8 protein-coding genes are annotated in these 12,767 nt (G+C 62.1%); 2 read left to right on the top strand and 6 right to left on the bottom strand.

The features are described 5' to 3' along the window. Nucleotides 1-8: 8 nt before the first annotated feature. The 3 genes from ABID16_RS12980 to ABID16_RS12970 form a co-directional block, all read right to left on the bottom strand. Entirely contained in the window at nucleotides 9-1,610 is a 1,602-nt protein-coding gene (locus tag ABID16_RS12980; protein WP_354556770.1) for an ABC transporter substrate-binding protein, read from the bottom strand. A gap of 307 nt (nucleotides 1,611-1,917) precedes the next feature. Further along, complete coding sequence (locus ABID16_RS12975; protein WP_354556769.1) at nucleotides 1,918-3,291, bottom strand: aspartate aminotransferase family protein; 1,374 nt, start codon at nucleotides 3,289-3,291, stop codon at nucleotides 1,918-1,920. Between the two features lie 18 nt (nucleotides 3,292-3,309). Continuing rightward, nucleotides 3,310-4,152 (bottom strand): GNAT family N-acetyltransferase, encoded by an 843-nt coding sequence (locus tag ABID16_RS12970; protein ID WP_435532415.1) that lies wholly within the window; start codon nucleotides 4,150-4,152, stop codon nucleotides 3,310-3,312. 305 nt (nucleotides 4,153-4,457) lie between these two features. Here ABID16_RS12970 and ABID16_RS12965 point away from each other — a divergent pair, with 305 nt between their 5' ends. Further along, on the top strand, nucleotides 4,458-5,126 hold the full coding sequence (locus ABID16_RS12965) for a haloacid dehalogenase type II (RefSeq protein ID WP_354556768.1): 669 nt from the start codon (nucleotides 4,458-4,460) through the stop codon (nucleotides 5,124-5,126). 16 nt (nucleotides 5,127-5,142) lie between these two features. Beyond that, nucleotides 5,143-6,417 (top strand): NAD(P)/FAD-dependent oxidoreductase, encoded by a 1,275-nt coding sequence (locus ABID16_RS12960; RefSeq protein WP_354556767.1) that lies wholly within the window; start codon nucleotides 5,143-5,145, stop codon nucleotides 6,415-6,417. Nucleotides 6,418-6,443: 26 nt separating this feature from the next. Here ABID16_RS12960 and ABID16_RS12955 read toward each other — a convergent pair whose 3' ends face one another. From ABID16_RS12955 to ABID16_RS12945, 3 genes are all read right to left on the bottom strand, one after another. Continuing rightward, nucleotides 6,444-8,912 (bottom strand): response regulator, encoded by a 2,469-nt coding sequence (locus ABID16_RS12955; protein ID WP_354556766.1) that lies wholly within the window; start codon nucleotides 8,910-8,912, stop codon nucleotides 6,444-6,446. Between the two features lie 247 nt (nucleotides 8,913-9,159). Next, nucleotides 9,160-10,974 (bottom strand): ABC transporter ATP-binding protein/permease, encoded by a 1,815-nt coding sequence (locus tag ABID16_RS12950; RefSeq protein WP_354556883.1) that lies wholly within the window; start codon nucleotides 10,972-10,974, stop codon nucleotides 9,160-9,162. Nucleotides 10,975-11,301: 327 nt separating this feature from the next. Beyond that, nucleotides 11,302-12,759 carry an NAD-dependent succinate-semialdehyde dehydrogenase gene (locus tag ABID16_RS12945; RefSeq protein WP_354556765.1) on the bottom strand — a complete coding sequence of 486 codons (1,458 nt, stop codon included), beginning with the start codon at nucleotides 12,757-12,759 and terminating at the stop codon, nucleotides 11,302-11,304. Nucleotides 12,760-12,767: the final 8 nt, after the last annotated feature.

Raw genomic sequence — 12,767 nt, 5'->3', positions numbered from 1 at the left:
GGGCCCGATCAGGCTTCCAGCCAGACATATTCTGCCATGGCGTAACCCATCATGCCACCGAGCGGGTTGACCTCAAGCCCCTTGACCTTGGCGGAAACGCCGTCGGCATTGGTCGTGTAGGCCGGGATGATGGTGCCGGCTTCTTCGGAGATCATGGTCTGCATCTCGTTGTAGATCTCGTGGCGCTTGGCGTCGTCGAGCATGCCGCGGGCTTCCAGCATCATCGAGTCGAACTTCGGCGACTTGAACTGGCTTTCGTTCCAAGGAGCATCGGACGAATAGAGAAGCGAGAAGTAGATGTCCGGTGTCGGCCGCGGATTGATATTGCCGAAATGGATCGGTGCCTTGAGCCAATACTTGTCCCAGTAGCCATCCGAAGGCACGCGCTGGATATCGAGCTTGAGGCCGATATCGGCACCCGAGGCCTGGATGATCATGGCCATGTCGATGGAGAAGTCGGCCGCCTCCGAGGCGACGACGGGGATCGACTGGCCGAGAACACCGGCCTTCTGGAAGTAATGCTTTGCCTTGTCGGGATCGAATGCTTTCGGCTTCAGGTCCTTGTTGTGGAAGACATTGGCCTTGGAGATCGGCTGGTCGTTGCCGACGTCGCCGAAGCCACGGAGTGCTGCGGCAACGATCTGTTCGCGGTCGATCAGATGCTTCATGCCCGTCACGAAGTCGGGCTTGTTCATGTCGAGGCGAATGTTGAGGTTCGTATAGCTGCCGACCGTCGACCGCGAAAGCCGGAAGTCTTTCTGGCCATCAACCAGCTTGGCCGCACGGGGATCTACGGAGGAGCAGAATTGAATGTCACCGGCCAGCAGTGCGTTGACGCGGGCCGTCGCATCGGGAATGGCAAAGAACTCGAAGGAGTCGAGATGCGGGAGGTTCGGCTTCCAGTAATTCGTGTTCTTCTTGACGATGGATCGAACGCCGGGCTGGAAGGTTTCCAGAACGAAGGCGCCGGTGCCGATGCCCTTGGAGAAGTCGGTTGTGCCATCCTGCACGATCATGAAGTGATGCAGCGCCAGAATGTACGGAAGGTCGGCATTGGCGGCCTTCAGGACGATTTCGACCGTGTTGGGGTCGATCGCCTTGATCTCCGTCATCTGGGCGGCGATCTTGGCGACCTTCGAACCGACGGCGGGATCGAGATGGCGCTTCAAGGCGAACACGACGTCGGCTGACGTCAGGGTCTTGCCATCATGGAAGGTCACGCCCTTGCGCAGGGTCACGGTCCAGGTCTTGGCATCCTTGGTTTCGAGCTTTTCGGCGAGTTCCATCTGTGGAACGCCCGTCACGTCAATGAAGGTCAGGCGGTTGTAGAGCGAACAGCAGCGCGAATAGTCGGTGCCCAGCGAGGCCTTGGCCGGGTCGAGCGTGTCGGCGTTGGAAGAGGAAATGCCCGCGGCCTTCATGTGACCGCCGGAAACCGGCGTCGCCGCAACCGCTTGCTCGGCGCGGCCGAAGACGGCGCCGCCGGCGGAGAGCGCAACGCCACTTGCCAGCATCATCTTCAGAAGATCGCGGCGGGTCGCGCCGCGACGGATGGCATCCTCGACGCGGGTGTCGTCCGATTTCGTCCAGTTGGTAATCTTGTCGGTCATGTCATTCCCCTTCTTTGCTTTGATTGGGTGATGTCCGTCTTGTGCGGACTTTCGGCCCCGGTGAATATTGCTCGCGGCGTCCCGTGTTTTGCGCCTTCTCCCGTTGATGCGCCGGGTGACCGGCGTGGGCGCTTTCTGCCTATTCCATTTGCCAGAGGCCGGTTTGCTCTCGGGCTTGATGTTTATCAGTCTGTCATGTCCGCCGGGGCGTATCGTTCGATTTGGTCCGGGACGGCAGCATAAAATTGCGAACTTGCTTCCTGCGGCGATATTTCGGCGAAATGCCGCCGCAGTCGGTTTCTGCGGTTCAGGTCAGCGCCGCCCGGATATCCGGGTCTTCCAGCGTTTGGTCGAGCGTTTGGCGGGTCCGTTCGACAATGGCGTCGATATCGGCATCCGTGCAGCAGAGCGGCGGGGCATAACCCAGCACCCCTTGCGGGAAGGCGCGGATGACGAGACCATTGTCCCAGGCGCGGTCGAAAATGCGGCGCGCCGGCTGGGCTGCTGCCGGAAGCGGCGTCTTCTTCGCCTTGTCCGTCACCAGCTCCACGCCGTAAAGCATGCCGCGCCCGCGGATCTCGCCGACAAGCGGGTGGTTGCTCAGACTTTGAAGTCCTGCCAGGAGCCGGGCTCCGGCCTTGACACCGTTTTCCAGCAGGCCGCCTTCGTAAAGCTTCAGGACTTCCAGCGCGACGGCGGCGCTGACCGGATGGGCAGAATAAGTAAAGCCGTGGCCGACGGCCGTCTCGCCCGCGCCATCGGCAATCACGTCATAGACATGATCGGCCATGAAGACCGCGCCCATCGGCACATAGCCGGAGGTCAGCCCCTTGGCGACCGTCATCATGTCTGGCACGATGCCTTCGTCGGATGAGGCAAAGAGCGGACCGGTGCGGCCGAAGCCGGTGATGACTTCGTCGGCGATGAAGAGGATGCCGTAGCTCGTGCAGAGCTCGCGCATGGCCTTGATCCAGCCTTTTGGCGGGACGATGACGCCGCCCGACCCTTGGATCGGTTCGGCATAAAATGCTGCCACGCGATCCGCGCCGATCTCCTCGATCTTGGCCTTCAGGCTGGCAAGCGAGGCGGCCGTGATCGCCGCATCGTCTTCGCCCACGGGGTTGCGGTAGGGATAGGGCGAGGGGATCTTGTGCTGCCAGTCGAACGGCAGGCCGAAGCCGGCATGGAAGGCCGGAAGTGCGGTGAGCCCGGCGCCGACCGTGGTCGAGCCATGATAGCCCTGCTGGATCGAGATGAACTGATCGCGCTGCGGGTGGCCCTTGGCGTTCCAATAGTAGCGTACGAAGCGGATGGTGGAATCCACCGCATCCGAGCCGCCGAGCGTGAAATAGACGCGGTTGAGATCGCCCGGCGCCCGTTCGGCGAGTTCTGCCGCCAGCCGGATCGCCGGCTCGGAGCCGAGGTCGAAATAGCCGGTCGCGTAGGGCAGTTCGCGCAACTGCTTCGTGGCCGCCTCGATGATGCTTTCATGGCCGTATCCGGCATTCACACACCAGAGCCCGGCAAAGCCGTCGACCAGTTGATGTCCATTGGCCTCGGTGACGGTTGCGCCAAAGGCGGATTTCAGCACGCGCACACCCTGCCGCTCATGACCGCGATAGGAGGCGACGGGATGGATGAGGTGGGCGCGATCGAGTTCGATCAGGGAATTGGCGAGCATTCTCAAACTCCAGGTGTTTCAGCCGAGGGCCTGGCTGACAAGGGCAAAGACTTTATGTTTCGGCTCGCCGGCATTTTCGGTCAGCGGACGCCGCATGGTCACGCCACCGCCGACATGCGCCAGGCCAAGTTCGGAAAGCCAGGGCGCAATGCCTGTTTCGCTGCCCGTATCGACACGCAGGAAAGAGCCCTCACGGGATGAGGCGAGATAGGCAACCAGTGCGCAAGCGGTCTTCGCATCCGGCGCGATGACGGGGCCGATGACCTCGCCGCGCCCGAAGGGCCGGATCGCTGCCCAGGCATCGATGGCATCGCCCTTGCGCACCACAGCGATCTGCCCGCGCTGCAGTAGCGCATCGAGAAGCGCCGAGCGGTCGGCATGATAGGCTTTGCGGTCGAGCGCCTTCACGGCCTCGACATCGCCGGAGCGCATGTCTTCTACGCCTTCCGGACGTTCGACCGCACGAACTGCACCCTGATGCTGGCGGATTGTCCCGGTGGCGACGAAGCCGAGCTTTTCGTAAAGCGGCAGGCCTTCCTTCGTGGCAATGAGGCGTAGCGGCCTCTTGCCGGCGAGTTCGAAGGCTCGTTCCATCAGCTTGCGGCCAACACCGAGGCCCCGCATCGACTTGTCGACGATCACCATGTTGATCGTTGCGTAATCATCGCCGAACGGTGTCATGAATGTCGTGCCGGTCACGCGGCCGTCGCCATCCACCACTGCAACGCCTGCGCTGAGTTGCTGCACCATCGCCCAGTCTTCGCGGCGATGCGGCCAGCTTTCGGCGCGCGACAGCTCAACGGCTCCGTCAATGTGTTCCGGCTCGAAGGCAACGATGTCGATCTGGTTCTGCATGGGCATTCCCTTTCCTGACCTGAAGTGTCGGCGAGGACGGGGAAGCTATTCATCTGAATGGCAAGGCCCGTGCACTATCTTTCGCCGAAGCGGGCGGGCAGCGCCGCATCTTATGCTGCGACCCCTGCGAAACCGGCATTTGAAAGGGGCTGGCTCGGGCGTGAGCACGGCCCAACCATGCAATAGTGTGCCAAACGGGACGGCAGATTAAACACTTTGTGCTTCCCGGACGGGTGAATTCGCGCAATCGAGGCGGGACAAGCCGGCTTATGATCAGGCCAACGAAACATGAAAGCCAGAGGAAGAACGTCATGGCCCCCTTTCGCCCGAAATACATCTCCTTCGACTGCTACGGCACGCTGATCAATTTCGACATGGCGGGGGCCGCCCGCGATCTTTATGGCGACCGTCTCGATGCGGCGGGCATGGACAAGTTCATCCGCAACTTCTCCGCCTACCGCCTTGATGAAATCATGGGCGCCTGGAAGCCCTATGCAGAAGTCGTGCACAATTCGCTGTCACGCACCTGCAAAGCCAATGGCGTGACGTTCAAGGACGAAGACGCAAAGATGGTCTATGAGCGCGTGCCGACCTGGGGCCCGCATGCCGACGTTCCGGCGGGGCTTGCCAAGGTGGCGAAGGAAATTCCGCTCGTCATCCTTTCCAACGCCATGAACGCGCAGATCATGTCGAATGTCGAAAAGCTAGGCGCGCCCTTCCACAAGGTCTATACCGCCGAACAGGCGCAGGCCTACAAGCCGCGCTTCCAGGCCTTCGAATACATGTTCGACATGCTTGGTTGCGGCCCGGAAGACATGCTGCACGTCTCTTCGTCCTTCCGCTACGACCTGATGTCTGCGCATGATCTCGGTATCAAGAACAAGGTCTGGGTCAATCGCGGCCACGAGCCGGCCAACCCCTATTACGGCTACACCGAAATCGCCGACATCTCCGGCCTGCCGGGTGTGGTAGGTCTCTGATCAGGATCCTGATGCGATGAAATTCGTCTCCTATTGGCATGACACGGCACCCGCCTTTGCCAGCGCGGCTCAAGGCGTGGTCGGCGGGCACTATGATGTTGCCGTGATCGGCGCGGGCTTTACGGGGCTCGCCGCCGCAAGGCAGCTTGCACGAGCGGGGGCGAAGGTCGTCGTGCTGGAGGCGGAGCGCGTCGGCTTCGGCGCGTCGGGCCGCAATGGCGGACATCTGAACAACGGCCTGGCGCATAGCTATCTCGGCGCCAAGGCCGAGCTTGGCAAGGAGCGCGCCATCGCGCTCTACCATGCGCTGGACTCGTCCATCGACACCATCGAGGCGCTGATTGCAGAAGAAGGCATAGACTGCAATTTCCGCCGCTCCGGCAAGCTGAAGCTTGCCTCCAAGCCGAAGCACTTCGAGGCGATTGCCCGCAATTTCGAGGCGCTTAACAAGGAATGCGATCCTGACACGGCACTCCTGTCGCCTGAGCAACTGATGGGCGAAGTGGGCTCGCCTTTCCACGGCGCGATGTTGTCGAAGAAGAGCGCCATGATGCATATGGGCCGCTATGTCGTCGGTCTGGCTCAGGCCGCTGCCCGCCACGGTGCGACCATCTTCGAAGGCACGACCGTCACCGGGCATCGCGAGGTCAACGGGACGCATACGCTGGAAACCTCGCGCGGCACCGTTACCGCTGCCAATGTCATCATGGCGACGGGCGCCTATACGACGAAGAACTTCACCTGGTTCCGCCGCCGCATCATCGCGGTCGGCAGCTTCCTGATCGCCACGCGCCCGCTGACGGACGGCGAAGTTCATGCCGTGATGCCCGGCAACCGCACCTGCGTCAACACGATGAATATCGGCAATTACTGGCGGCTGGCACCCGACAACCGTCTGATCTTCGGCGGCCGCGCCCGCTTTTCGGCGACCTCGGACCAGCGCTCGGACGAGAAGAGTGGCGCGATCCTGCGCCAGAGCATGGAGCGCATCTTCCCGCAACTGAAGGGCATCGATATCGACTATTGCTGGGGTGGGTTGGTCGATATGACCGCCGACCGCTACCCCCGCGCCGGCTTCCATGACGGGCTCTGGTACGCCATGGGCTATTCAGGCCACGGCGCGCAGCTCTCCACCCATCTCGGCATGATGGTGGCCGACGCCATTCTCGGAAGAGCGGATCGCAATCCCATGCAGAACTACCCCTGGCCCGCAGTTCCCGGTCATTTCGGCAAGCCCTGGTTCCTGCCGCTCGTGGGGCAGTACTACAAGATGCTCGACAGGTTTCAGTGAGGCTTCCACTGCACGGCAAGCTGCCGTTACCCTCGTGGCTTTTTCCGGTCATCCCGACCGAGCTGGTCTATGGCGCTGGCAAGATCCTTCTCGTCATAGGGCTTGCGCAGGATCGCACTTCCGGGGAGCGGCGCCTCTATATTGCCGCCGGTCGCGAAAATGATGGGCAAGTCGGGGAACTGCTTGCGGGCTTGTTCGGCCAGATCGAGCCCGCTTCCATCCGGTAGGTGCAGATCGCAGATCAGGAGGCTGATCTCCGGGGTCAGGGCCGCCATGCACTGTGCGACAGTGCCCGTTTCAACCACGGAATGGCCGAGATCGGCGAGCATGTCCGACACGAAGACGCGGATGAGCGGCTCGTCCTCGCAGAGCAAGGTCTTGCCGTGCGGGTCGGCTTTGGGCGGCGCGATCGCCCGCTTTTCATCAAGCACCTGGCGCACCTTTCGCGCGAGCTGTTCGCGCGTATAGGGCTTGCCGAGGAAGTTGACGCCAGTGTCCAGCTTGCCGTCGTGGACGATCGAATTTTCGGTATAGCCCGAATTGAACAGAACTGCGGCGTTCGGCCGATTTTTCTGAACGATCTGGGCGAGCGCCGTGCTTTTGACCGGCCCCGGCATCACGACGTCCGTAAACAGCAGATCGAAACGAATGCCGCTTTCGACGATGGCCACGCCGCTCTGGCCGTCGCGGGCCAGCAGTACCTGATAGCCAAGCTCGCGCAAAAGTTCTGCGGCGGTCTCGCGAACCGCTTCATCATCCTCGACGACCAGGATTGTCTCGTTGCCGCCGACGATTGCCGTGGATGGAGCCGGCAGCTCATCTTCGGCAGCCTTTGCCCGCGGCAGATAGATCCTGACCGTCGTGCCCTTGCCTGGCTCCGAATAGATATTGACGTGTCCGCCGGACTGTTTGACGAAGCCATAGACCATGGAAAGGCCAAGCCCCGTTCCCTTGCCCTCGGCCTTCGTCGTGAAGAAGGGATCGAACACCTTCTCCAGGATATCCGGTGGGATGCCCGTCCCCGTATCGGTCACGGCGAGCATGACATATTGACCCGGCTTAACTCCGAAAACCTTTCGCGTGTATTCGTCGTCGAGATAGGCGTTGCCCAGCTCGATCGTCAGCTTGCCGTGACCTGCCATCGCGTCACGGGCATTGATGGCGAGGTTCAGGAGCGCGGTTTCGACATTCGTCGAGTCGGCAAGCGTGTTCCAAAGCCCACCCGACACGATCGTCTCGATCTCGATCCCTTCGCCGATACTCCGCCGCAGCAGATCGTCGAGATCGCGCACAAGCCTGCCGAGATTGATGACCCTGGGTTCCAGCGGTTGTCTTCGCCCGAAGGCGAGAAGCTGTGAAGACAGTTTCGCGCCGCGCGTCGTTGCCATCATGGCGTTATCGAGCAGCCGCAACGACTTCTCGTCCGTCAGCCGTTTGCCGAGGAGTTGCAGGCTTCCCTGGATCACCTGCAGGAGATTGTTGAAGTCGTGGGCGATGCCGCCGGCGAGATTGCCGATCGCATCCATTTTCTGCGACTGGCGCAGCATGTCCTGGACGCGCGCGAGTTCCTGCGTGCGCGCCTCCACCCGTTCCTCGAGCGTGCTGGTCAGATCCTCCAGCCGCGCCTGCGCCTGTTTCTGCTCCGTGACATCGTAGCCCTGGACAAAGATGCCATCGACCTTCCTGTTCGACATGATGGGCTGGTAGACGAAATTCAGGAAGCGGATTTCGCCGGCGCCTCCGGGTCCTCGGTTGAGCAGGACGCGCGCGCCATCCGCCACGAAAGGCTCGCCCGTCTCGAAAACCCGATCCAGAATGTCGATGAAGCCCTGACCGGTGATTTCCGGCAGGGCGTCTTCCAGCGCTTTGCCAATGATGTCCCTGCGCCCGACAATTTCGAGATAGGCATCGTTGGCGAGATCAAAGATGTGGGTTGGTCCGCGCAGGACGGCCATGAAGCTGGGCGCCTGCGAAAAGAGCGTACGCAGATATTCGCGCTCCTTGGAAAGCAGCAGGTTCTGCCCCGCGACCTTCCCGGCGCGCTCCATGATCGCTTTCTCCACGGCGATGTCGCGGCCATCCGCGCGATGCCGCAGCCGCTGCAGCTCCGTCACATCCATCGTGTTCTGCAGAATGTAGAGCGCACCATCTTCGCCGCGGATCGGTGTATGCGTCGCACTCCAGAACCGCTCCTCTATCGATCCGTCCCGCCCGGCGATGGGGTAGGGGATCAGGGCCAGATGGTCCATCTCGCCCGTCTGGATAACGGTGGTGAGCGACCGTCTGAGCATCTCCTCCGGCACGGAGCCAGGCTCGCTCGGGAACGCGTCGAAGACATTGCGTCCGATGATCTCTCCGCGTTCGCGCATCGTGGCGGCCAGATAGGCTTGGTTCATGCCAACGATGTTGAATGCGCTGTCCAGGAGAACAAAGGGAGTGGGCGCCTCATCGAAGAGCTTTCCCAGATTGATGTTCGGCATGGTGACTGCCTGCATGTCCGTCGTAGCCCCCTCGTACAATCGAAGTCCCCAAATGCTGCGTCCCCTGGTCCTGTCGCGCGATCAAGGCCGACAGGCTCGGGAAGATGGCCCCAGCTACGTCCGTGCCGTACTTGCTCGAAACGGAGCAACCGAGTCAAGGCGGAAAGACGCCGCTAAAATCAACATTCCGACGCACCCGTGATGAGCTGGGTGCGTCGGCAAATTTTCCAGTCAAAGCCGGCAATTGAGCGGCCGGGAACACTCAATCAGACGCCGTCCTGCTGCGTTTCAGAAGGCGGGAGATGACATTCTTCCGGCGGCCGTACTGCGCGAGGTACACGTCGCTGACGAGCCGCGCGCCGCCATCTTGCCGTTCCAGCGTGATTTTCCGGCTGTGGAACTCCTCCAGTTCCGCCCGGTGGCCGACGCTGAGGATCGTGGCTGAAGGCAGTTCGCGAAGAAGCATCTCCATCATCGCGTCCTGCGTTTTCTCATCCAATGCGGAGGTTGCCTCGTCGAGCACGACGATGTCGGCGTCGTGGAGAAGCAGGCGGGCGAACGAGACGCGCTGCTTTTCGCCGCCGGAGAGGATGTGATCCCATGGCGCCTCCTGATCGATCTTCTCCTTGAGCTGCCCGAGCCCCACTTTCTCAAGCGCTGTTGCCAGATCACTGGCCGTCCACCAGTCGCCGCCTCTCGGATAGGCGATCGCCCGCCGCAGCGTGCCGGAGGGGATATAGGGACGCTGCGGAAGCATGAACAGCCGGCTGCCCTCGCGGAAGCTGACCGTGCCGTCGCCCCAGGGCCAGAGACCTGAAATGGCGCGAACCAGCGTGCTCTTGCCGGAGCCGGATTCACCTGCCACGAGAACGCGCTCGCCGGGCTCGATCTCGACCTGTGTTTCCTTCACCACCGCGCGGCCGTCGCCGAGCGTCACGGAGAGATCATGCAGGCTGAGGATCGAGCCCTGCTTCACCTCTCCGCGCTGGATGCGGCCGATCGTGTCGTTTTCCTCGGCGCGCTCCAGTTCGTCCAGTGACGTCATGAGCGAGGCCACGCGCCTGGCGCAGGCATTCCAGTCAGCGAGACGCGGATAGTTATCGACCAGCCAGCCGAATGCACCCTGAACGATCGTGAAGGCAGAGGCCGCCTGCATGACTTCGCCCAGCGTCATCTCGCCGGCCAGAAACTTCGGTGCGCAGAGCAGCACGGGCACGACACCTGCCACCAGCATGGACGTATGGGAGACCAGCGTGGTGCGCATGTACTGGTGCGACAGGAGCCGCCATTGCCGACGGACGTTGCCGAAGGTCCGGTCCAGTTCACTGCGCTCTTCCTGTTCACCGCCCAGAAGCGCGATGCTTTCGCCATTCTCGCGCACACGGGTCAGGGTGTAGCGGAACTCTGCCTCCGTCTGGTTCTTGACCTCCGACACCTGCACGAAATTTCGCCCGATCACCGCAATCGAGGTCGAGGTGATGACGGCATAGAGGACGGCGGCGATGACCAGGAAGCCGGGAATGACAATCGTCGAGCCGCCGAACGGCAGTGTCAACGCACCTCCGATCGACCAGAGGACCACGATGAAGGTCGAGGCCGAGAGGAAGGCGACAAGCACGCCGGAGACAAAGTCGACCGGGGCTTCCGTGGCGATCCGCAAGTCCTCCGAGATGCGCGCCTCCGGGTTCTTGTGGTCGCCATCGATCAGGTTCAGCTGATAATAGCGGCCATGCGCGAGCCAGCGGGCGATGAGCTCTTTGGTGAGCCACGAACGCCACCGGCGCTGGATCAGCATGCGCGCATAGACCTGCGCCGTCACGAGCCCGACGCTGCCGATCACCAGGATCGGAAAGACCTCCGCGAGAAACAGCACCGTAGAGGAGTTGCGCTGCTCGATGGCGTCGAAAAGCCGGCGGTTCCAGACGTTGAACCCGTACTGGAAGGCGAGGTTGGCAACGATCAAAAGCAGAAGAGCCAGGGTGCAAAGCCACGCAACCTTTTCCCCCGACGGGCCCCAATAGCCGCGCGCACTTTTCAAAAAACGCAGGAGCAAGAAGGCTTTGCGCGCCTTCTCCATCTCTTCCGGCGTCAACTTCGGAACGTCCTTGCCGTCCGAAGACACAACAGGTTGATTCAAGTCTTGCCCCCTGCTCGGAGCGAAGCGCGCGCTATCTGAAATGCGCGGCACCGTTCCGGTTTCATCTCGCTTGTGTCGAGCGCAAAGATCGACACAAGCCATGAAACGCGGACCCCGGCCGGATGGTTCCGCCCGAAACTCAAGGAATTTTCTATGTGTCAGAGATAGCGGGAGACGGGTCTGTAGGCGATCACCTGACGGTGAATGGGAACGGGAACCGTCCGATCACGATCCGTTTGCTTTCCCTCATGACCGCACCCTCCATCCTCAGATCAATCCACCCATGTGGAAGCTCTTCGTTTCCAGATATTCCTCGATTCCCATCTGCGCGCCCTCGCGGCCGAGGCCGGATTGCTTGACGCCGCCGAAGGGAGCGACTTCCATGGAGATGAGGCCGGTGTTGAGCGCCACCATGCCGAACTCCAGCGCTTCGCCGACGCGCCAGGCGCGTTTCATGTTCTCGGTGTAGAAATAGGAAGCGAGGCCGAAGGGCGTGCCGTTGGCAATGGCGATGGCCTCTTCTTCCGTCTCGAAGCGGAAGAGGGGCGCGACGGGCCCGAAGGTTTCCTCCGTGGCGAGCTGCATGTCGGTGGTGGCACCCGTTAGCACCATGGGCGCGGTATATTGCGCGCCGTTCGGCATGGCGGGTGTTTCGGTGATGATCTTCGCGCCCTTGGACAGCGCGTCCGCCACATGGCGTTCGATCTTGTCGATGGCGGCGGCGTTGATCATCGGGCCGATGGAGACGCCGGCCTCGGTGCCCGGACCCACCTTCATGGCATCGACGCGGGCCTTCAGCTTGGCGGCGAAGGCATCGTAGACGCCAGACTGGACAAGGATGCGGTTGGCGCAGACACAGGTCTGGCCGCCATTGCGGAACTTGGAGGCGAGCGCACCTTCAATCGCCAGATCGAGATCGGCGTCGTCGAAGACGATGAAGGGCGCATTGCCGCCGAGTTCCAGGCTGAGCCGCTTGACGCTATCGGCAGCCCCGCGCATCAGCAGCGAGCCGACGCGGGTCGAGCCGGTGAAGGAGATCTTGCGAACCGTCTCGTTGGCCATCAGCTCGTTGCCGATTTCCGTCGGCATGCCGGTGACGATGTTGATGACGCCCGCTGGAATGCCGGCGCGTTCGGCCAGAACGCCCAGCGCCAGCGCCGAATAGGGGGTGAATTCGGAGGGCTTGATGACGACCGTGCAGCCGGCGGCCAGCGCCGGCGCCACCTTGCGGGTGATCATCGCATTGGGGAAGTTCCACGGCGTGATGATGCCGCAGACGCCGACGGGCTCCTTGAGCACGATAATACGCCGGTCGCGCGCGGGGGCAGGGATGGTGTGGCCGTTGATGCGGCGGGCTTCCTCGGCGAACCATTTCACGAAGGAGGCGCCATAGCGGATTTCGCCGCGCGCCTCGTCCAGCGGCTTGCCCTGTTCCGATGTCAGGATCAGCGCCAGATCCTCGAGGTTTTCGATCATCAGATCGAACCATTTTTCGATGATCACGGCGCGCTCGGCATTGGTCTTCGCCTTCCAGACCCTGAAGGCGGCCTCTGCCGCGACGATGGCGGCGCGGGTCTCTTCACCGCCCATGTCGGGAACGGTGCCGATGGCGTCTTGGGTTGCAGGGTCAATGACATCGACGGTCTTGCCGGAACGGGCGGCGATCCATTCACCATTGATGAGGCCGGCCTTGCGGAGGAGGCTCTGGTCCTTGAGGTTCAGCATGGGTCTGT

Source organism: Limnomicrobium aquaticum, assembly GCF_040545545.1.
Taxonomy (GTDB): domain Bacteria; phylum Pseudomonadota; class Alphaproteobacteria; order Rhizobiales; family Rhizobiaceae; genus Ensifer_A; species Ensifer_A aquaticum.
Note: the sequence above shows the minus strand (reverse complement) of the source record. Positions and strands in the feature narration are given on the sequence as shown.